The organism is Microbulbifer maximicatervae (SeqCode) (genome assembly GCF_052467225.1).
This window is the reverse complement of record NZ_CP174303.1, coordinates 3,182,215-3,204,502: the sequence shown is the minus strand read 5'-3', so window position 1 is coordinate 3,204,502 and position 22,288 is coordinate 3,182,215. Positions and strand designations below refer to the sequence as shown.

Annotated in this window: 15 protein-coding genes; 12 read left to right on the top strand and 3 right to left on the bottom strand. The window is 40.6% G+C overall.

All coding sequences use genetic code 11. The features are described from left to right. Positions 1–138 precede the first annotated feature (138 nt). Entirely contained in the window at positions 139–1,008 is an 870-nt protein-coding gene (locus ACJJIZ_RS14155) for a helix-turn-helix transcriptional regulator (protein ID WP_444913844.1), read from the top strand. A 698-nt stretch (positions 1,009–1,706) separates the two neighbouring features. Beyond that, positions 1,707–1,937 carry a hypothetical protein gene (locus tag ACJJIZ_RS14150; RefSeq protein WP_444913843.1) on the top strand — a complete coding sequence of 77 codons (231 nt, stop codon included), beginning with the start codon at positions 1,707–1,709 and terminating at the stop codon, positions 1,935–1,937. Between the two features lie 809 nt (positions 1,938–2,746). Here ACJJIZ_RS14150 and ACJJIZ_RS14145 read toward each other — a convergent pair. Both ACJJIZ_RS14145 and ACJJIZ_RS14140 read right to left on the bottom strand, forming a co-directional pair. Further along, entirely contained in the window at positions 2,747–3,781 is a 1,035-nt protein-coding gene (locus ACJJIZ_RS14145; RefSeq protein ID WP_444913809.1) for an IS481 family transposase, read from the bottom strand. Between the two features lie 220 nt (positions 3,782–4,001). After that, positions 4,002–4,484, bottom strand: a complete 483-nt coding sequence (locus ACJJIZ_RS14140) for a hypothetical protein (protein WP_444913842.1) — start codon at positions 4,482–4,484, stop codon at positions 4,002–4,004. Between the two features lie 1,111 nt (positions 4,485–5,595). Here ACJJIZ_RS14140 and ispG point away from each other — a divergent pair. Then, a complete protein-coding gene (gene ispG / locus ACJJIZ_RS14135; protein WP_444913841.1) occupies positions 5,596–6,708 on the top strand; it encodes a flavodoxin-dependent (E)-4-hydroxy-3-methylbut-2-enyl-diphosphate synthase in 1,113 nt (370 codons plus the stop codon). A 1,150-nt stretch (positions 6,709–7,858) separates the two neighbouring features. Then, entirely contained in the window at positions 7,859–9,448 is a 1,590-nt protein-coding gene (locus ACJJIZ_RS14130; protein ID WP_444913840.1) for a bifunctional AfsR/SARP family transcriptional regulator/alpha/beta hydrolase, read from the top strand. A gap of 1,144 nt (positions 9,449–10,592) precedes the next feature. Here the strand turns inward: ACJJIZ_RS14130 and ACJJIZ_RS14125 are convergent. Then, the gene (locus ACJJIZ_RS14125) at positions 10,593–10,955 is read right to left on the bottom strand and encodes a hypothetical protein (protein ID WP_444913839.1); all 363 of its coding nucleotides are present in this window, start codon (positions 10,953–10,955) and stop codon (positions 10,593–10,595) included. Between the two features lie 2,914 nt (positions 10,956–13,869). Here ACJJIZ_RS14125 and ACJJIZ_RS14120 point away from each other — a divergent pair. The 8 genes from ACJJIZ_RS14120 (at position 13,870) to sctN (ending at position 22,198) form a co-directional block, all read left to right on the top strand. Then, positions 13,870–14,610, top strand: a complete 741-nt coding sequence (locus tag ACJJIZ_RS14120) for a hypothetical protein (protein ID WP_444913838.1) — start codon at positions 13,870–13,872, stop codon at positions 14,608–14,610. A gap of 74 nt (positions 14,611–14,684) precedes the next feature. Further along, entirely contained in the window at positions 14,685–15,587 is a 903-nt protein-coding gene (locus tag ACJJIZ_RS14115) for a helix-turn-helix transcriptional regulator (protein WP_444913837.1), read from the top strand. Next, positions 15,578–16,360, top strand: a complete 783-nt coding sequence (locus tag ACJJIZ_RS14110; RefSeq protein ID WP_444913836.1) for a hypothetical protein — start codon at positions 15,578–15,580, stop codon at positions 16,358–16,360. The genes ACJJIZ_RS14115 and ACJJIZ_RS14110 overlap by 10 nt, the downstream gene beginning before the upstream one ends. 35 nt (positions 16,361–16,395) lie before the next feature. Further along, positions 16,396–17,523: a TyeA family type III secretion system gatekeeper subunit gene (locus ACJJIZ_RS14105; RefSeq protein WP_444913835.1), complete on the top strand. Its 1,128-nt coding sequence runs from the start codon at positions 16,396–16,398 to the stop codon at positions 17,521–17,523. After that, on the top strand, positions 17,507–17,884 hold the full coding sequence (locus ACJJIZ_RS14100; protein ID WP_444913834.1) for a hypothetical protein: 378 nt from the start codon (positions 17,507–17,509) through the stop codon (positions 17,882–17,884). Before ACJJIZ_RS14105 ends, ACJJIZ_RS14100 begins: the two co-directional genes overlap by 17 nt. 3 nt (positions 17,885–17,887) lie before the next feature. Further along, positions 17,888–18,283, top strand: coding sequence for a hypothetical protein (locus ACJJIZ_RS14095; protein ID WP_413662016.1), 396 nt, complete (start codon positions 17,888–17,890; stop codon positions 18,281–18,283). Between the two features lie 374 nt (positions 18,284–18,657). Beyond that, positions 18,658–20,781: a type III secretion system export apparatus subunit SctV gene (gene sctV / locus ACJJIZ_RS14090; RefSeq protein WP_444913833.1), complete on the top strand. Its 2,124-nt coding sequence runs from the start codon at positions 18,658–18,660 to the stop codon at positions 20,779–20,781. Between the two features lie 10 nt (positions 20,782–20,791). Next, entirely contained in the window at positions 20,792–22,198 is a 1,407-nt protein-coding gene (sctN, locus tag ACJJIZ_RS14085; RefSeq protein ID WP_444913832.1) for a type III secretion system ATPase SctN, read from the top strand. Positions 22,199–22,288: the final 90 nt, after the last annotated feature.

Below are 22,288 nucleotides of genomic sequence, written 5' to 3'. Positions count from 1 at the left end.
TATTCTTAGTTTATAAGCGTTTTTTGCGCGATAGACGATCGCTGGATTAATGGAAGCAAGTGTGAGCATAAATTGATAGTGGTTTAGCAATAAACAGTGAAAAACAACAATACTTCCTCTTATGGGAGGCAGAATAACTTGACATATAATGAAGCAGTTGTAGAGTGCCAACATTGTGGTGATTTATTTGAATTGAGGACTCTGCTAATACCATCTGCTCACTCTATTTCCTTCACATTTTCACCGTTTGTTAATCTGGTCATGATGGTAACGGGTTCTGTAAACATTATATCGTATCAATCGAGTTTTGAATTGACGATGGGCCAGGTATGGTTGGCTGGTTCAGAAGAAGAATATAAGTTGAGTAATAATGGAGACGATCAGGAAGCGGTGTTAATATGCGTTGGAATTCGGGAGGCAATGCTAACCCGATTTTACGAACGGCACGACAATGCACTACTTCGAAAGACGCAAGCGTTGAATGTTGTGAAATCCATGCTTCCAAGAGGAAAATCACCAATCGTCTTTCCTAGTTGCGAACTAACTAAGCTAACTTTAGATTCATTCCAATTATTTAGGCAACTGGGAGACGATCGGTTAAATGCCTTGAAGTTGGAAGAGATACTTCTCCTGAAATTAAAAGGTGATCAAGGACAAATACTTGCTAACGAACTCCTAAATCGGGTTAATCCTGCTCAGGAAAAATTCAGACGTTTTATGGAGGCAAATGTTACTAAGAATTGGACTATTGCTACATATGCAGAACATATGGGTATGAGTCTGACTTCTTTTAAAGATATGTTTGGGCAGGTATTTAAAGAATCATCCCCAAAAATGTGGATTAATGAACGGCGACTTCGCCATGCAGATATACAGTTACGCACATCAAGTAGGCGACTTATAGATATTGCTGTAGAAAGCGGCTTTTCGAGCCAGTCATATTTCACACAGCTTTATAAGTCGAAATATGGAATTGCCCCTTCGGAAGCGAGGCAAAAGAGAATTTAGATGATTTCTTGAAAGTTTCAAGGTGCTTCCGACACTCGAGGTGATCCAGAATCAGTATACCAGTTCGTGGGAGCATTTAGATTTTGCAAAGGACTGTAAGGTCGAGGGTAAATTACTCTGAAAACCTAACTACGGGGGCTTAAAGCCCCCAGTTCATGTATGGAGCAGTCCAAGTCAATCGCTACTAACTGTACCTTTAGCCTACAACTTTGACCTGCGGAATTGTTGAGAGACCCATTAAGGTGTGTATCCGCTCTACCATCAAAAATTCTTTAAATTCTATCGAGAGTGATAACTAGACGCAAATTGATGGTAGGCCGAACTCATTTACTAGTGGTATTTAAATAGTGATTAACATTACGAAAAATAATGCACCAATTCACTTTTGTCTTAGCAGAGTGCAAATTAATGTACTATAAGATATTGAAACTATGCGGAGTTTCGTCGGATAGACTTTGGGCGGTTCAATCCTAGCTACGACATCAATTCTTGGCTATCAAGGCTCATTGGGAGTCATTCAGCTAAACTGAGTTTAGTACTGCTCGAAGGAATCAATGGGCATCCCAAAGAGAGTTTCATCGCGCTGTATATGGCTGCCACTGTAGATGCCTATACTATTTCTGCTCCAATATTAATTAATAATAAACATAAACAGTGTGACTCTAAATGCATAAAACCATAAAAGTAATCGGTGGTATTTGGATGTTAAAACTAATATCGGCATGAATGATACCGTTGGGTTCAGCCAGAATATTGATACAATAGATGCTTATTTTCATGACCATACTTCAATAGGCAAGTTTCTATATGGTAAAAAAATGTGGGAAGAGTTTGAAATTAAAGATGTGAATTTGCACGCTGCAAAGAGCCGAACTTGCTTGAAAAATCACCAAAGCCTTATTGAATTACGAGAGATCGATAGATTATAGGTGAGGTTGGGAAAAGGTATATTCCGATATAGGGGCAGTGCACCTTAAGATTGCTAACTACAGATTTATAGGGGTGAAAGTGGAGGTAATCAATTATGATAAATTTACAGTCGAGTACAAAATATCCATTTATATTCATGTGAACTGCGATACAGTGCAAAACGAATTACTTAAAACTTGTCTAGGAGTATTTAAATATGAAGACTACCTATCAAGCAATCAAGACTTGTGAGTGAAAGGCCATTGAAGAACTGCAGATCGACAAAGTTAATAAGCCGAAAAATACATAGGAAAAATTTGTGCAAGAATAACGAACATTTTTAGTAAATTATCATCCCCTAGAAGTCATCCTCCTAAGCAAGATAGTATTACCCATTCACCTGAGGGAATGGAAGAAAAATTAGTGGCAAATATTCATTTTTTTGGTAAATATACAGATGTGGCAGAGGGGAAGGTCAAGGCGCCCGATAACTTTGTGAGTAAGTGCGAAGAACATTTTGAATGCACAGAGAATCTTCTGGTTAATGATGGCATAAGGGCCTATCCGAATGTTTTGTTTTCGACTTTTATGAAAAAGTAATAGAGCCTTTGATATATGAGGTGGGGAAGTTAATAGAATGTGATGAGAAATTAGGGGAAAAGCTAATTCGTGACGCAAGTGTTAATATATTTCATTATAAATGATGAGTTTTTTATACTATAGTTCAGTTTAGAATTCAAAGGTATCTTTTTGAGGTGTGTAATGTGTAGTAGTTCAGACTTGATCTGACAGTTACCGGTTTTTCAGAAGGTACTCTGTCAGGTCAAATTCAGTTTACGAGTTTCTCCTTCCAGATACTTTTACCCTCTTCAAGGGTTACCATCGGTGTGCGACCACAACACTTTTTACCCTGATGAGTTCGATCATTATTGTAATATACGAGCCATTCGTCCAGATCCTTTTGTAGCTCTTCTATTGATCCATAGATCTTTCGTCGTAACGATGGCTGGTAGAACTCTTGTAATATAGTTTTATGGAAGCGCTCACAGATACCATTTGTTTGTGGGTGCCTGGCTTTTGTCTTGGTATGTTCTATCTCGTTGATATTCAAGTACAACTGATAATCATGCTGCTCCAGCTTGCCGCAATATTCAGTACCGCGGTCAGTCAAAATACGCAACACCGGCAGATCATGCATGGCGTAAAACGGTAATACACGATCATTCAGAAGATCTGCTGCTGTGATTGGCGTCTTAGTGGTGTACAATTTGCAATGGGCTACCTTTGCATAGGTGTCGACATAGGTTTGTTGGTAAACACGCCCAACCCCCTTAAATGTTCCTACATAGAAGGTGTCCTGAGAACCTAGATAGCCGGGGTGTTGAGTATCAATTTCCCCGCAGGCTTCATCATCATGTCGCTTTCTTTCCAAGGCCTGAACCTGCGACTCCGTGAGGATTAGCCCCTCCTTAGCCACCTTGGCTTCAAGTGCTTTTAATCGTAACTTGAAGTTAGCCAGGTCGTTCCGTAACCAGATACTCCGAACACCACTAGGGGACACGAATACGCCACGTTTACGTAGCTCATTGGAGACTCGAACCTGTCCATGGGCAGGCTCTTGGAGGGCATAAGTCAACACGGCCTCTTCAATTGCTGTGTCAACACGGTTCTTGTGGTTAGGCACCCGTCGACTCTTTTCAAGAAGGGCGTCCACACCGCCACTTGAAGCAGCTTCCTTGTACCGATAGAAAGTGTCTCTCGAAACACCAAGCATCTTGCAAGCTTTTGAGATGTTGCCAAGCTCTTCTGCAAGATTGAGCAATCCGGTCTTGTGTTTGATGATACGATCATTAGTATGGATCATGGGGTTTATCCTTGGTTTTGTTTTTAGGTTTAGGCACCTTCATCAAAACCGGTAAACCCCTCTTTTTCAAGAGGATGTGTCAGATTTGGTCTGAACTAATACATGTAATGATACCTCTCAGGAATTCCTCGTTGATCAAAAAGCATATTAAATGCCTTTCTTCTATGCTTCACTTCATTGCTGCTGCTATTTACTTGTTCAGGCCCACTGCCAGATTGATCTATATTTTAGTCATATCCATCCAGCACAATACTTTGGTATATTTTTTCTGTTTTAACTGATTGGGTTCAAGAATAGGGCGCATCACTATGTCTATGCCATCGTTTTTGTGTGGATAGATTTCAAAAGATAATGGTGATTCATTTCTGATAAATATTGCCTTGTACTCATTAAGAGGAATACTGGGCACGTTCCCCTTAGATTTTCTGTAATTCACAATTTCTTGAATAGCTTTTTGTGTAGAAAGTGACATATTCGCAGGTAAATCGGTTAAAGTTATTTTTGTTTCTTTTTTAAGTTTTCTACGTTTTGTCATAAAATAGCGAATTGAATTTTTGTTTGGTGGAGCCTGATCCTCGCGATTGGTTGAATCTTGTTTGTCTGATGACACTTCTTCAGAACTATTGGGAAAATAGAAGCTTGTAAGGTGATCAATTTTTTCCTGTTCATACACATCTATTGGTGAAATAAGAGTTTGTATCACATCTGCTTAAGTTATATTTTTTTGTGCCCATTTGATGCCGCTCCCTATGTGGGGGTAGGTCGAGAAGGCGTAAAACTCAGTTTTTTGTGGGTGTCTTTGTTTAAACTTGCAGCTTTGGAGTTGCTGGAAATTGATTGGATATTATTGGGTCTAGAATTTATATTTTAGGTTGAGAAGGGGTTGGATAATTTTAAAAAAGCATCTTGCATGTTCCACATGCCGTAGAAAAAGGCCTGCATGAATTGAATCTACCAGCTGTGTTGCTTGAGTGTTGTGAGCGTCCTGTGAGGAAGGGAAAGGTAACGACCCTGATTTGTCTGTGACTGAATTTGGTATAATTAATCTCCTTTAGCATAGAGATTTTTTATGATCGAGAGAGTTGAATATATCACTATTGGTCATATTCTTATAAATTTATTTCTGTGGTGATTGTTGGGTATCAATGTTGAAGCCTATAGCGCGGTTGCTCATTATGGCGGATATCTTTATCTGGGGTTCTCGAATGATTCCGCGATGTCAAAGCGTCCATGAAAGCTGCAAACATTAGTCACAGTTCGTATTCATTGGTCTTAGCTTTTTGTAAGAACTACAAAGGGAAAGGTGTAACTTCCAAGGCCCGCTCTGCAGGGCTTTCAAAGCGATTAATGCTCCGTATTTCGGCTTCTTGAGGACCTAGACATTCCTGAAAAACTGCGCCCTGATTGTAATTTTTCTTAAGGCTAGAGTTGGTGCGGTATAACTCGCAGAAAACTTATTACTTGGCAAACTACGACTATATTCAAAGTTAATTTGATTGGAATATAGGATGCTCTTGCTAAAAATAAGCTTATGGCTGACTGAATAACCTGATAGCTAGAAGGATTTCCATGCTGTTGTTTAGGTGTTACATGAATACCTGTTTGCATGCAGCGGTATCAATGTTTTATTTTTTTCTAAAAAAAAATGCCTAAAATATAAAGTTAATTTGACTTTTATTGTTTAGAGTAATAGATGACTATTTATTCTTATATGAAGCAATTATGTTTGCTGATGTTACTGTACCAAAGTACCTTCGTTTATAAATTGGTTAATTGCTAATATTAATCTATATGTTTTTATACAGGTTAGAAAGATGAAGTTTGAATCACCTATTGTTCCACGTGTATCACGCCAAATTATGGTGGGAAATGTACCTGTTGGTGGCGGAGCCCCGATTTCTGTGCAAAGTATGACAAACACAGAAACTTGTGATGTGGAAGCTACTGCCGCACAAATTCTTCGATTACAACAAGCCGGGGCAGATATCGTAAGAGTGTCTGTACCAAGTCTTGAAGCTGCTGAAGCTTTCGGTGAAATCAGGAAGAAAGTATCCATTCCACTGGTGGCAGATATTCACTTTGACTATCGAATTGCATTGCGAGTGGCAGATTTAGGTGTCGACTGCTTGCGCATTAATCCGGGTAATATTGGTCGAGAGAAACGTATCCGCGAGGTAGTTGATAAGGCGAGCGACCTAAATATTCCGATTCGTATAGGCGTTAACGCGGGGTCATTGGAAAAAGATCTTCAGAAAAAGTATGGGGAACCAACGCCGGATGCAATGGTCGAGTCAGCCCTTCGTCATGTTGAAATCCTCGATCGGCTTAACTTTCAGAATTTTAAAGTGAGCGTCAAAGCATCTGATATTTTTATGGCCACTGCTGCCTATAGAAAACTGGCCCAACTGATTGATCAACCTCTTCACCTTGGTATTACGGAAGCAGGTGGATTACGGTCGGGTACGGTCAAGTCAGCGATCGGGTTAGGAGCGCTATTATTAGATGGAATTGGTGATACCTTAAGAGTGTCGTTGGCAGCAGATCCTGTTGAAGAGGTAAAAGTTGGGTGGGATTTGTTAAAAAGTCTAAGGTTACGCTCTAAAGGCATCAATTTTATTGCGTGTCCAAGTTGTTCACGCCAAAATTTTGATGTTGTTAAAACTATGAATGAGCTTGAAGCTCGATTGGAGGATATTACGACACCATTGGATGTTGCAGTAATTGGCTGCATTGTTAATGGGCCCGGTGAGGCTAAGGAGGCAGACATTGGCTTGGCTGGTGGAACTCCGAGCCATGCAATTTATATTGATGGACTGCCAAGTAGGAAATTCAAGAATGAAAATCTTGTTGACGATTTAGAGAACTTAATTCGTGATAAGGCAAAAAAGAAGGCAGAAATGGAAGACAGTATTATCGTAAAATCCTAGATACCTAGGGAGTCTCTGATAATTTCACAACATCTATGGTGAACACTAAGTCTATAGATACTAAGTGCAGCTCACCGCGAACGGCCGTAACGCGAGCAAGACTAAAATGAAGAAGTTGTAGCCTTCAAGGGCTACCCCGTGAGTTAGCAAAGTATTAATGTTCTGCAATGGGGCCTCTTGAAAGGCCTACATTCCTTGGCAATGAGTGTCGTTGTGGAAGCCAAGGATATTATGGAGTCATTCAGAGGTTCCTTAGAACTCTTACCCGATGGGCCATACAATGGGGACGATATTGAACTGAATTTATTTTCCTATTAGTAATCAATTTTTTTGGTTATTTATGCTCATTGTCAACTTTATAATAGTGCAAAATTACAAATAATTTGTGCCCCACGTCAACTCGTATACCAGACACTGATTCGGCCGGTGGGTGGATGTGAGGAAATCTCGTTAAGAGGAGCCCGCTTTATGAAGTTATCTCGGCTTCGGGCAGAGCTAAAGCAATATAGGTAACTTAAAGGTGCAATCAGTACTGGTTGATGTATTTCTTCAGTGGTGGCTAATTAATAAACGGAAAAGCAACGAAGAGATATAAGGCGGTTGTCTATATCTGCCAATTCTAGGTCTTCGGGACACCCAAGTTTTAGTTGAAGGTCTTCGGGACACCCAAGTTTTAGTTGATATTTGATGACATTCTGGCCTGGTAATAACGTTAGGCAAAATTCAGCGACCGAACGGATTCACACCATAATAGAGAGACGTATATTCACAGTCATGATAGTACGGGTTTGGCAACACTTGGCCGGAAGTATTGACTAAATATCAATCTAATTGGCGTGTATCATATTTGTGTGGCAAGTGCTAGAATTAGGTGCCAGATGGGTTCATCTTTAGTAGGTTGGCACCCGGATCAGTGCTCCATATTTATGTCGTTATTACTTCTCACCTATACTCCTGCCTATCGGCGGCTAACCAATGTGATTGAGAATATAATATGCATATACCTTTAGCTTAATGAACTTAAATAGTTAATTGCGCCAGGGGTTTTGGTTGCTGTGTTCGGAGTTATAGTGAGTGTACTCACATTGATCTTGAAACTTCACTCATTTGGTTTAGAGCACTATTGTATTAATAAGTAAGTATTTAGGTTATGGGTATAACAATCCAATTACTTGGAGAACTGACCGTTTATCGTGATGGAGATCGGGTTAGTCTTCCCCGATCTAAAAGGACACGCGCACTTCTCGCGTTCTTAGCGTTGGCGGCACGACCGCATCGTCGTGATCGATTATGTGAAATCTTCTGGGAGTTGCCTGATGATCCAAGAGCATCTCTTAGGTGGTCACTAAGTAAAATACGTCCTATTGTCAACACCCCCGACATAAACCGGCTGATTGCGGATCGTGAGAGGGTGAGTTTGGATACTGATGACATTCTAATTGATATTAGATCCATAGCTTGTCAGCTTGAGACCCCAGACCTATCAGTAGATGACCTAAAGGCCATCAATTCTGAACTAAAGGAGCCATTTCTTGAGGGGATAGATCTGCCTGACCAAGAGTTATTCCAGCAGTGGCTGCTCGCTGAGCGGGAGGAAGTGGGACGTTTGCGCGGTAAAATACTATCCCGCTTGTCGTCTCACCCTGAGATACCACCTCCCGAGCAATTGAGGTGGGCGCGATACTGGGAAAGTCTTGAGCCATACAACTCTCTTGCTGCCACTCAGCTATTGACAAAGCTGGAGAGAATGGGGCTAACACAGGAACTGGCCAGAATAAGATCACAGTTGGCGGAAAGGTTTAGAAAGGCCGGAATTGCCTGGTCACCTTGTGCGCCAGCAGAGGAAGAGTCCGGCCTGCCCCCTGTCAATGAACAGCTTCTCGAGCGCAAACTTCTCACTAGTCAGAAAATTGAGTTTTGTACCGCTGCAGATGGTGCCCGAATCGCGTATGCAACGATAGGAAAGGGCGCCCCGATAGTAAAGGCTGCTAATTGGTTGAGCCACTTGGAGTATGATTGGGACTCTCCCATTTGGAGCCCCTTGTTTCGAGAGCTGTCTTTAGACCATAGATTTATACGCTATGATGAGCGTGGGAATGGTCTTTCAGATTGGGATGTTGACAATATTACTTTTGAGTCATTCGTAACAGATCTTGAGACGGTTGTTGATGCCTGTGGCGTTGATAAGTTTACGTTGCTTGGTATTTCTCAAGGGGCTGCTGTATCTATCGAGTATGCCGTAAGGTATCCTGAAAAGGTAAAGCAACTTATTCTGTTTGGTGGCTACGCAGCCGGCTGGCGTATTGGAGCTACAGAGTCTGTTGTTAAAGAGCGAGAAGCGGTAATGACTCTTACGAAAGTTGGCTGGGGACAAGATAACCCTGCATACAGGCAAATTTTCTCCTCAACATTTATGCCAAGTGCTAATGCAAACGAGCTGGCCTGGTTCAACGAGTTTCAACGCCTAACAACCTCTCCAGAAAATGCAGTTCGCTTTCTTTCAGTGTTTGGTAGCATTGATGTTCGCGATCAGCTAAGGAGAGTTACAGTTCCTACATTGGTTATTCACTCTCTAGGAGATCAGAGGATTTCGGTAAAGTCAGCATGCGATATTGCATCCAGCATACCTAACGCCAGCTTTGTTGGTCTAGAGAGTGATGGGCATTTGTTGCTGGGACGTGAATCAGCCTCAAGCGTGTTTGTTGAGGAAGTGCGTAAATTTATCTCGAATAATAAATAAAGGGCATTTTCCTATCAAAAACCTGAGGCCAGAAAGACTGTTGGCCCCTAGTATGTCAAATATTTGGTGCTAAAACCAAGAAGGCTATCTTTCTCATGGCTAGAGTTTTAATTAAAGAAAGGTAGCTCGAGGATTAATGCGCCCATCTATAAAAGGTATGAACCTAATTCCCGAGCTTGAAGGTAGCGAATAGCTGCCTTCGTGTAACATCTAGCGCTACTATCGCGCGGATGCTTCATCAGGATGTCTTTCTGGCTTCTGTATATTTGATATTCGTCTATTTGATATATGGCAACTCTTCTGATGTAGAGCCCGCCCCATTTGGTCAAAAATACTTCACTGGAATACTTCCGAGGGAGGTGACTGGAGGCGTTCTTTTCTTTGAAAAATAAACCAGCCTTACTTTTCGAATTAATTCAGCAAGCTAGTTTAGCTATTGAGTATGATCGTTGGCAGTGATATGCCATTTAAGAATAGCAATGTATAGTCTAAAACCATAGAAGCAATTCAAGGCTCCGGTTAGCGAGAAGTCGACCTTTTATAAGTTCTTTATACCAGTATATTTTATATAATAACTATTTTAGCAGGGTTAAATGTTTGCAAATATTATACTATTTGGCGTCAAATATTGTATCTGAGATTTGAATATCATTAATTTCTATATGGTGTTCTCTTGCTGAATGGAGGTTGTTGGGATTCTTACCCTAATGGTTTCGACTCAAATTTTGAATTAAAGTCAATGAGAGAATTATCTTTGTATTGGTATTTCAACTGAAGGGTTAGCTGAGTTGAACGTGCGTCACTCAAATCCCTATCCCAAAATTTATCTTTCTTAATATCTTTTGTTAGTTGGCTGGTAGTTCTTTTAGCTAGCAATCGGCTTTTGTCCTGTTGAAACCCTAAAGGATCAAAGTCAGCATTTTCAGTTGTTTAATTTTAAATATGAAATTAGATAGAGAAAGGTCAACTGAAATCAAGCTGGAAAATGACTCCTCAAGGGTGTACCTAGGATATTATAGCTTGTGTATATCAGGGGCGCTATAATAGCCACCTAATAGCTATGTGAAGTCTATAAGGGATATAGGCAGTTAAGCTAGTCTGACGCATTTGGCATACATTAAATAGGAATGCTAAACCTGAGGGATCACCCACTGCCGCCTATCTTTCGTTCGGCCATTTGAATCATCATGCTTATCTGCTCGATTTTTTCTGATGCAGAGGATGAATTATTTTCCGCTACTGTTACACTGAGTTGCTGTAGGAAATGAATAAAAGTTTGCTTTGGGTCGCCAAAATTTAAACGAGAATCTACATTGCCAATAGATTTAGGAGCAGGGAAAAAATTTTTTCTGAAGGCATCATCAACATTAGAGCGCGCTGATTCTCGAATTTGAGCAAATTCGCTTGTAGTCTTTTGAGGACTCTTGTCTGAATGTAAAGCCCCTTTATTATCGGTACTTGGCGTTACTGTTGTATTTGCACCGTTCAACATAGTAATTTTAGGCATATGTGAATTAGCCCTTGATAGTATTTTTCGGCGGTATCACCGAACTTTTGTTTCCATTTGTTAATTTGGTCATGCGGGTCAAGGCTCTCCTATCTAATAGGATGTAACTCAGAATCAACGCATTCTTAAAGACCAATCCTCTCTAGCTCTAATTTTTTAGATACTATACTGCTACTTAATTGTCATGTAGGTTTTTACTGCTTCATTGAGTAGGCTTAGTAGTATTATATAAGGCTAGCTGATATGGAAGTGTTAAATTTTAGATTTTTAAGAAATTTTATAAGTATTGGTCATTTTTATCTTTAGGGTATAAATTCAGGCCTTATTTCTTTTAAATTGAGACCCCAATTGTTTCTGTATGGCTAATATCAATCGGGGTTTTCTGGGACTCAAGCATATCTTTACAGGGCAGCAAGATATGATAATTGCACCACTTTACTTCTTATTGTGATAAATCTGAGGAAGTGTAATTGTAAATTAAAATTATAAAGTGAAATTCGCTGAAATTTCCGCAGAATCTTCACTGTCCAGCAATAACATATGGAAAGATAGTGTCTGGTAGTAACTGCAAAACCAAGCACAGTAAACACTTTAACTGATTAAATGCTCAGTTTAGCGATAATTTTGAGCCAATTTGTAATTGAGCCAAACTGTATGTCAGTATGAAAATTAATCTACTTATGGTGGCTTTAGAAATGCCTACTAAATGCAAAAATATAGAAAATAATCGTGGAGGAGTAATCGGTAACCTGGAGTGCTTAAGGGTAAAACAGCCTTTACTCTAAAAGTTCTGAGTTAGCAAATAGTCGACTTCCATATCGTAAAATACCTCACAGCTATCTGTTTATCCACCGTAAATTCCAGGGCTACAGCAAGTTGACCGGAAGGGCGACTCCCCACTGGAGGGGAGTACCGCTATGTTCATCCGACATTTTTGTCTGCTATTGGGAGGGTAGGTCGTGGGTAATCGCCTCTATTGACCATCAGGTAGCTGGAAGACCCTTATGCCTTTTCAAATGTTCCTTCCCTCTAATCTACGAGTTCGACTCTAGGTAGATATCTTTGGCTAGCTTCTCACCTTTTATGGTGCACTGAAATTGGCCATGAGCTCCACAAAAGAGCCCTGTTCATCCTTGGTGTTGACACTTGATGGAAAATGGGATTAGCAGTTTTGCTGAAGGCTGTTTTGCACGCTGAGCGTAAGCTTACCGCGGCATCACTCGCAAGCTATGCCACCCCCTATGAGACGCGCTCCTCCTGAGACAGGGAAGGGAAGCACCTCAATTTGAACCCGGGTCTCGGACAGTGACATAGATCAAGCCAGGATATCACCCATTGTATGCCTATCTAATTCCCTTGCAGCCAGAGCTACACAGTCGACTAAGTGTCGATCCTGGGGAGGGCTCGGAAATGAATGGCTTTCTAGGTATCGAGTAACAGTTCCGAATCAAATAGCTTTGTTGCCAGTCACCTCAGGTTAAGGTCAAACAGCTCCTCGCTCCTTTGACTATCTGCCTACCAATGTAGGTAGAGACAGGAATCAACCTGGTTCCAAACATGCACTGGGTAATATCTGAACGACCTGTGATCACTCCGGAGCCAGACTTTACAAGATGATGAGAACACCTGAGCAGAGTACATAAGTAGACCTTACCTCACTACTGAATAATTCAGAGGGCCATTAGCAACTCGGGGCGAAAGAATGAGTACGCTGGACGTGGGGCTGTATGAGTCATGGCTGACGGTTGAGAGTTCATAGGCATGTAATCAGTGCAGGTCTCGAACTGTGACAATCCTATTCTGTCGACTGGAACGTTACCGGCCTCACTTCACTACTTGGTGGTGAGAAAACGGTAATTCCAACGGTAGTTCAAACGGTGGCCCAAACGGTAATCAGTTTTACTAGCGAAAAGCTGGACTGGCCGAGGATAGTTAACGACTGAAGACCAATGATAAATCGATTTAACGGGTAGCACTATATTTAACTTTAAACCTGAAAATTACGAAACTAAAATGCAAGAAGTAAGATATTGGCAGAATTATATTCTTAGAGTGCCAGTAGTCAAAGGTAAAAAGGTATGGATACCATCACGTTTGCGAACTGGTTCTAGCTGTGGATGAGTTTGAATTTACTCTTAGATGGCGTTCACATTTTTGGCTTTTAGCGCTGATCAAAAGAGTTGCCTAATAAGTTCAATAATGAAGTAGTAAGCGAGTTCTGTGGCTAATCTGATACCACATCCGGGAAATATATTTCCGACGAAAAAAATGCCTAAAATCTAAAAAATGTGCAAGAAATCTAAAGCATCAAGTTCACGACTACGTACCATAGGTGAACAATGAGCAATCCAAATAATTGCGCTTAGATGAGTAATAAAACACTAATCTGATAATTGAGACTAATGTCTTTGTAGTTACTAAAGCCTCTCAGAGCTATGAGTACAATGAAAGTTAGTTGTGTTGAATTACATCACAAGGGTTTAAGTAAAGAGAAAAATATGGCTGGCAATATGTTTGGATTCAAAGTCGGCGTCAGAGTTGATATTTCAACAGCCGAATTGACCTCGCCAAAGGAAATCAGGCCGAGTAATTTTTTGGTGAGCGGAGAATTACAGATATCTGTTTATTCAAGATTTTGATCAGGCAAAATGGAAGAATGTGCAGTGCTTCTCAAGGGTAACTCCTAGACAAAGCAAAAAATTTTTCTTCTTCAAATTTGGTGTGGTTTCCGCAGGACTAGCGGAAAAGGAATAGGTTAAACAATATATATAGTGATAACTGAAGCTACCATAAAAAGTTCCGCAGTGGTAGTGGATGATCGGACTAAAGAAGATACTAAAGAGCAGGAAGTCAACTTTCTAATAGCGGCAAATTTGATAGGTTTAAATATTTCAGTTGTTTAAGGAGGAAAATTATGAGTTCAGTAGATGGTAATGTTAGTTTCGGTCCCGGTATTACTTTTCGCTCAACAAAGATCGACTCCAATGGAGAGGTTGAGGGACCCCCTCAAGAGGCAAAGGCGTCAATAACCAAAGCTGAAGATGCTATTGATATCTACCAGCCGGTGCTCGATGAATCAGATGATGTACAAAAGTTTCTTAATGCTTTCTCTCACAACAACCATATCTACGGCCTGATAAATACGCTTAATAATAATCTTAAGTCTGTCTTTCGAGAGATGAGGGAAAGTGAGACTTCGGTTCGTATCAAGAAATATATTGATCAATTTGACACTGCATTGGCGAAGCGTGATGAAATTATCGAAGCAGCGGAGGAAGTCAAAAATCTACGATTTCAAGCAGCGAACCTCAAAATGGGGATGGGTATCATGAGCGGAGTTATGGGGGTCGCTAGCCTAGCTGGTGGTGGTTCAGGAGGGGCGGGTAGCGGTCAACATTTTGCAGCGGCCGTACAGAAAAATTTAGAAGCAAAAATAGATAGGCTCAATGCTGAAGCGGAGGAACTTCAAGCACTATTGCAGGCGAGGCAGGTAGAGTTGGATGCCGAAATGAATATCGATAAACAAGATGGAGAGTTAGCTAATGCGCATATTGCTTTAGTTGACAATCTGACAAGTACATTCTCATCGATGATTAATGAGCTTCATTCTCATCACAGCTCAACGATAAACGCACTATCAAAGTCGATAGTTTAGATGATTTCCGAGGTGTAATTAAAATCAAATGTGAGCATAAATAGGTAGAGATTTCATAAAGAGAAGTGAAAGACATGAATACTCCCTCCTATAAGGGACAAGATGGATTCAGAAACAGTAGAGTGGCTATTGATTGCCAACATTGTGGCGATCTTTTTGAATTAAAAACATTCTCAATTCCACGTGGAGAATCTATCGTGCTCACATTTTCACCTTTTGTGAATTTGGTCATGATGGTGACCGGTTCTGCTGGAATTAGATATCATCAATCGAATTTTGAGTTGACAATAGGGCAGGTTTGGCTTGCAGGATCTGATGAAGATTTTGAATTAAGCAACAACCTAAAAGACCAGGATATTGTTGTAATATGTGTAGGTATTCGTGCAGCAATGCTGACCAGGTTCTATGAAAGGTATGATAACGCGCTGCTTCGTAAGGAGCAGGCGCTTAAAATGGTTAAATCTGTTTTACCGAAAGGCAAAGATCCGATTGTCTTTCCGAGTTGTGAGTTGACACGGCTGACATTAGATTCTTTTAGGTTGTTCAGCCGGTTAGATGATGAGGGGTTGAATGCCCTCAAGTTAGAAGAGTTATTATTGCTGAAATTAAAGAGTGATCAGGGGCAAATACTCGCTGACGAACTGCTGAATCGGGTAAACCCGGTTCAGGAAAAATTTAGACGATTCATGGAGGCTAACGTTACAAAAAACTGGTGCATAGCTACTTATGCGAAGAATATCGGTATGAGTTTGACTTCGTTTAAGAATATGTTTAGTCAGGTATTTAGTGAATCTTCCCCAAAATCATGGATTAATGAGAGACGACTCAGGCACGCTAATATTCAATTACGTACGACAAGTAAACGGTTAGTAGATATTGCCCTGGAAAGTGGATTTTCCAGTCAGTCCTATTTCACGCAATTATATAAGTCAAAGTATGGCGTATCACCTTCAGAGGCAAGGCAGAAGTGTATTTAAGAGGTTTCCTTGTTCATTTGCTTAGTATCTCTATGTTATGTGGTTGCGTAAGTGAACCAGTAAATGAGAAAGACTTGTTTCAAACCCTAAGTATAGGTGTGCAAGCCAACAATGCCGTGACACAAAAGGCTGCAGAAATTCTATTTCCAAGTGACACATTTTTACAAGACGAAGCACCTTTTTCTATCGATTTCCTTTCTGTTCGTGAACTCAAAAAAGAGTTGGTTTTGGGCAATTACGATATAGTGATTAGCGCTTCAAACACCATTGAGTACGATTCGCAAGTCACCAACTGGAAATCATTTTCAATAGAAGAGTTATCTCTTCATTACCTGGCACTAACTGAGCGGAAAGGTCTCATAGATACATATAATAAGGATGTATTTTTCTCTAAAGTAAAATCGGTTGGATATATACGGCCAGATCCTCTGCTAGCTGTCAATTCAAATTTGTTAAGCTCACATGCTTATTCGAAATCATTCATTAATTGCAAGTCAATTAATCAATGCCTTGATATGCTTAGTAGTAGAAAAATTGATGCGCTATGTATCTCTGGTATACAAATCGATCATGCCTCAAGTTATTTCCTGACGACTTATAGTTTAGATGTATCTGAAGTGAATTTTTTTGAGCTGGGGGAATTTTCTATTGGCTTGAATTCTCGAAGTCTTACTTTGAAAGAGAGAGGATTTCTAGAGAGAGCATTGAAGAAACTATTTAGTGATAGAGTTTCTACTAGTCTAATCAATGCAGGAAATAATACAAATGCCTAACTACCACCTACTTGTTTGATAAATAAGGTATTCTGATGAATTCTCAGGGCGGTCAGTCAATTGGAGTAAATCGCATTGTCGAAAAACCCACAGCTATTGACAGTGTAAGTAGAGAAATACAGCCTGCTCAAAAAGGTAAAACGATGTTTCAAACTATAAGTAATAGTTTGGAGGAGTTTTCTTCATTTTTACATAAATATAAAAATTTAAACCGTAGCAGAGCTAGAGAGTCCCGTCGAGACTTTGATGGCTTGGATGTAAAAAAGCTATCGAAATCAGCGCTCAGCCAACATCAAGTCGACAAAGTTAGTGAAATTGCAGCAGCAATTAAACAAAATCGTCATAACAAGTCGGAAGTGATTGAAGAGATTAGAACGTTTTCTAAATTTATTTCATCAGATATAACGGAGAAAGGGATTGCATTGCTTTCTCTCAGGGAGCAGCTTGAAAATTCTAATAGAACTGTTCCCAGTATATCTGAAATATATATTGAGCTTGATAGGCAGCTAGCCCCGATATCAACGTCTTTGGAATTCAGAGCCGGTGTATTGGCCAATGGTACTTTGGATGCCGCGAAGCAACGAGGACTGGATGAAAACCAATTAAGTGATCTGACCAAACCGGAGCACTCAATTAGCTTTGGTAATATTTTCAATGTACTTTGTGATCTTAGAGAAAAATTCGGAGATCACTACCTTGATCTTGGAGCTGGAGAGCTATATAGGCAGCTTTCTTCACAATATCATGGAGGCGGCCGGAATATTGAGAACTCAGAGCTCATCTCTGTAATGAGAAATATGAGCGAGTTGAAGACTTTGTTAGCATTACTTGATGCCTGCCGAGAGACTGCGAGACTACTCGAGCAACCCATGACTGGAGCAAATACCCAGAGAAGTTTAACAAGTAAGCTTCTAAATGAGGTCCTATCGTTACAAAAGAAAAGCTGGGTGGAAAGTTCCGATGTTAGTAAAATTGCGAGTAATTTAAAGATAAAAAATCTAGCGAAACTTAATATCTTAGGAGTGCAAATTAAACATATAGTAAGTCTTGTGCCTAATCACATTTATGGTAATGCTGAACAAAAAACTCAATGTATTGAAGCAATATTTAAATGTACAGATTTGTTCGCTCGGAGGGAATCAGCATATGCCCGGCTGGATTGAAGCAATACTGATACGTGTATTCTCCGCTTATAGTATAGAGATCGACAAGCGACAGCTTTCTCAGAATTATCTCCAGCTGGAATTTAATAATATTGGGAATCTTGAGTTAAACTATTTTCCTCATGATGAGTCATTGCTCATATCGTTGGGGGTAAAGCATCGAGTAGATGATGATACTATAGAGCATGTTCTAGAAGCTAACAAATATAGCAATCAGAATTCATTGTCCCCTACTGGGCATATTTATGAAGATAAAATTGTTCTCAGGCTGGTAATTCTTAGAGAAAACCTGGATTTTATCAATTTTGAAGCGGCGCTAAATAACTTCCGCCAAGTAAATCAAAGCATCTTAGGGGATTAAGTCATGTTGTCTGACAAGACTAAGCACACGCTAAATTTCCAAGGTGGAATCTCTAAGGTCTCATACCTAGAGCACGAGCCCGAAAATCTTAAAACACCATCAGCCACACGTATCATATTCTTTAACAACCACGCGGCTCCGTCGCATCTGTCTGAACTGTTCAAGCGTTCAAACGGTAAACGGCTATTGGATAAAGTATGTAGCCCTGAAAGGTCTGAATTGAAATCATTTGACGTTTGTCAGGGGGAACGACAGGCCATGGAGGCTGTGGAATGGATAAGAAATTTAGAGGACAAACTAGACACAGAACTAAGGGAGAAGTGTGAACAGATATTCATTGAGCTAGCGGAGCTGGAATTGAAAAATCAAGTTCAAAGAAATCTACTTAAAAAAGTTTGAGCCTTAAAGTGTTTACAAGTTTAATTAGACTAAGTTAGCGTTATGAGAGATTGGATACTCACGCAAGCGCAATTGCAACTAGACTATGCTGATGTAAATAAGGCAGTCGCTCTACTGTTACTTATTGAAACTTTGTACGGAAAAAGTTTACCAACCGGGCTTATGTTGTGCAAAGCATGGATGTCTTTAAATGACCTTAAAAATCTGGAGTTAAAATCCAGAGAGCTTCTGAAGACGTGCAATCTAAGTCGGGAACAGTCAGCCGCAATATATTATTGTTTGAGTGAAGCACATTGGAAATCCGAAAACTCTGATGCCTCAAAATTAGCACGTAGAAGCTATTTGAATTTTATTAATGAAGGCCCTTCTAGTAAATGAAAAATGTATTGGTTGCGTTTAGTCGGCGAGCTGACCTTGCCCTGGCTATATTGTTGGTCGCCATCATATTTATGATGATATTGCCAATGCCAACAGGAGTGGTAGATACGTTAATAGCAATAAATTTTGCTATCGCGGTACTCCTAATGATGCTATCTGTTTATATCAAAACAGCATTGGAGTTTAGTGCATTCCCTGCAGTACTGCTTATTAGTACACTATTTCGTTTAGCGTTATCGGTCACGACGACACGATTAATTCTTATGAATGGAGATGCTGGAGATATTATTACTACATTCGGGAATTTCGTAGTTGGCGGCAACTTGGTGGTTGGGTTGGTTATTTTCCTTATCATCACTATTGTACAGTTTTTAGTGATTACGAAAGGTGCTGAACGAGTTGCTGAAGTGAGTGCTAGATTCTCCCTGGATGCCTTGCCCGGCAAGCAAATGAGTATCGATGGTGATATGCGAGCTGGGATGCTTGATATTGAAGAGGCAAGGGATCGGCGGGAATCATTAAATCGTGAGAGCCAGCTATTTGGGTCAATGGATGGCGCGATGAAATTTGTTAAAGGAGACGCAATAGCAGGTCTTATTATCATCTGTGTCAATATCATAGGTGGGATTTTAATCGGAACTACCCAGCACGGAATGTCTACTGGTGAAGCCCTGGAAATGTACTCTATTCTCACCGTAGGTGACGGGTTAATAGCACAAATTCCTGCGCTCTTTATTTCGATGACCGCTGGCATGATTGTCACACGCGTGACGTCAACAGAAGATGAGCTAGAGAGTAAAGATATAAACCTGGGCACGGTTATAGGTTCTCAAATCACAGCACACCCTCGTGCTCTCTATATGTCATCCGCACTTCTATTCGGATTGGCTTTGATACCAGGGTTTCCTACTAAAATCTTTATTGTATTGGCAATATTGATTGGAGGAGGAGGGTTCCTCTTAGCACGATTGGCCACTAAAAATAGAATCCAGGAAGAGAATCTACCAGAAATTTTGGCAAAAGATGGCGCCTCTGCAGCGGCTGCAACGGCAGAAGCAAAACGAATATCATCTCGAACAGCTGCTAGCAGCAGAGATGAATTCTCTATTACAGTGCCTCTTTTAGTTGATGTCTCTGTTGATCTTGAGGGTGTTTTAGATGCTACAGAATTGAATGCAGAACTAAGTCGCGTACGAAAAGCACTCTACTTGGATTTAGGGGTACCATTTCCCGGTGTCCACTTACGATTTAATGAAAATCTTAGCGAGCATGAATACTACATCCTGAATCAGGAGGTACCTGTTGGGCGTGGAAGATTGATGCCGGACTGTGTTTTGATAACTGAACCTAAAGATCAACTATCGATGTCGGGTATTGAATTTAGTGAAGAGGAAAAGTTTTTGCCTGACATCGAAAGTTTGTGGGTAAGCAATCAGCAGATTGAAATACTGGATACTAATCATCTGTCCTATTTTTCGTTCAATCGTATCATTACTTACCATTTGGCCTACATCCTTCGCCGATATGCAGAGGAGTTTATTGGGATACAGGAAACTCGTTACTTGTTGGAGCGAGTAGAGCCGCATTTTGGCGAGTTAGTCAAAGAAGTTGAGCGAGTAATGCCTATTCAGCGACTTAGTGAGGTATTCCAGAGACTGGTGTCAGAAGATATATCCATTCGAAATTTGAGGGTTATTTTAGAAGCGCTAGTTGAGTGGGGACAGAAAGAAAAGGATGTTGTGCAGTTAACTGAATACGTGCGTAGTAGTTTAAAGCGTCAGATTTGCTTTAAGTATTCTGGGGGAAATAGCACGCTTCCTTGCTACCTACTGGATCAGGAGTTGGAAGATAGTGTTCGTAGTGCCATTAGACAAACTTCGGCAGGCTATTATTTAGCTCTAGATCCTTCGGTAACAAAACGATTTACCGAGAAGCTCGCTGTATACACCAGAGATAGTTTACAGATGGAGAGAAAACCTGTTTTGCTTATTGCCATGGATATACGTCGTTATGTAAGAAAGCTAATAGAAACAGAGTTCTATGAGCTTCCTGTTATATCTTTCCAGGAGTTAACAAAAGATATAAATGTTCAACCAATTGCGCGTATATCTATAAGTTGAAGATACAGCTGTGAACGATTTAGATTCAAAATATAAAACCAAGCATGATATTCAGGAAACGCTGAAATCTAACTTGAGAGACACTGAAAGAAAATGGAGAGATAAAACACATAAGCTCCGGGGGCTCATCGCTGAATGTAAAAACATGAGGATGCGAGGTTGGGTAAATAATGTATCCGGAACCATAATTAAAGCCCAAGTTGTTGATGTCAAAATTGGAGAACTATGTCGACTGGTCTCACCGGATACTAATAAAACCTTGTTGGCTGAAGTGGTTGGGCTAGACAAATCTATTGCATTACTATCACCTTTGGGAGATGTGAAAGGGATTTCCAGTAAAACTGAAGTTATTCCCACCGGCCGTAGCCATGAGATAGAAGTCGGCGATTTTTTGTTGGGAAGTGTCCTTGATGGTTTGGGAAATCCCATAAGGAAAGGAGAACGGTACGACATAGACCCCTCTGAACGTTCACGGGTGACGGTCACTGCTGATGCTCCGGATGCAATGACTCGACAGCTAATCAGTCGACCAGTTTCCATGGGCATAAAGGCTATTGATAGTATTCTGACTTGTGGAGAAGGTCAGAGAGTTGGAATTTTCGCCGCTGCAGGTGGTGGAAAAAGTACGCTACTTTCAATGATTATCCGCAATGCAGATGTTGATGTAATTGTTATTGCATTAATTGGCGAGCGTGGGCGGGAAGTTCGGGAGTTTATTGATCACGATTTAGGCCCAGGAGGTCTTACAAAAGCTGTACTGGTAGTCGCCACATCCGATAGACCGGCAATGGAGCGTGCAAAAGCTGCATTAGTAGCGACTGCTATTTCAGAGTATTTCCGGGAGCAGGGGAAGAAAGTACTATTACTTATGGACTCTGTAACACGATATGCTCGATCTTTGCGCGAAATTGGACTAGCTGCAGGAGAGCCGCCTACCCGAAGGGGGTATCCACCATCAGTTTTCGCTGCTTTACCTCAATTGATGGAGCGCGCGGGAAATTCTGCCAGGGGATCAATTACTGCTTGCTATACCGTCCTCGTTGAGGGTGACGATATGACAGAGCCGGTTGCTGATGAAACGAGATCAATTTTAGATGGGCACATTATATTGTCGCGGTCGTTAGCAGCCGCTGCTCACTTCCCTGCTGTGGATATATTGCTAAGTGCAAGTCGAGTAATGAACAATTTTGTAACACCTGAGCACAAATTAGCAGCAATGAAATTAAGAAATCTACTAGGTAAATATAAAGACGTTGAACTCCTAGTACGTATTGGTGAATACCAACGCGGCAATGATCGGATGACTGATGAAGCCGTAGATAGGATTGAAGAGATAAATGCTTTTCTTAAGCAAGGTACCCATGAATCTATTCCATTTGATGCGAGTGTAAACCAGCTCCTAAAGATGTTTCCGTAATTTATAAGGAACCGAGAAAGTCTATAACCTGAAGTTAGCTGCAAAAATCTATAAAAAAGGACTTTCTTCTAAAAAAAATTACCCAAAATA

Coding starts and splice junctions, on each gene's coding strand:
- ACJJIZ_RS14145 (WP_444913809.1), bottom strand. CDS start 3,781: ATGATCCATACTAATGATCGTATCATCAAACACAAGACCGGATTGCTC.
- ispG (WP_444913841.1), top strand. CDS start 5,596: ATGAAGTTTGAATCACCTATTGTTCCACGTGTATCACGCCAAATTATG.
- ACJJIZ_RS14130 (WP_444913840.1), top strand. CDS start 7,859: ATGGGTATAACAATCCAATTACTTGGAGAACTGACCGTTTATCGTGAT.
- ACJJIZ_RS14125 (WP_444913839.1), bottom strand. CDS start 10,955: ATGCCTAAAATTACTATGTTGAACGGTGCAAATACAACAGTAACGCCA.
- ACJJIZ_RS14120 (WP_444913838.1), top strand. CDS start 13,870: ATGAGTTCAGTAGATGGTAATGTTAGTTTCGGTCCCGGTATTACTTTT.
- ACJJIZ_RS14115 (WP_444913837.1), top strand. CDS start 14,685: ATGAATACTCCCTCCTATAAGGGACAAGATGGATTCAGAAACAGTAGA.
- ACJJIZ_RS14105 (WP_444913835.1), top strand. CDS start 16,396: ATGAATTCTCAGGGCGGTCAGTCAATTGGAGTAAATCGCATTGTCGAA.
- ACJJIZ_RS14100 (WP_444913834.1), top strand. CDS start 17,507: ATGCCCGGCTGGATTGAAGCAATACTGATACGTGTATTCTCCGCTTAT.
- ACJJIZ_RS14095 (WP_413662016.1), top strand. CDS start 17,888: ATGTTGTCTGACAAGACTAAGCACACGCTAAATTTCCAAGGTGGAATC.
- sctV (WP_444913833.1), top strand. CDS start 18,658: ATGAAAAATGTATTGGTTGCGTTTAGTCGGCGAGCTGACCTTGCCCTG.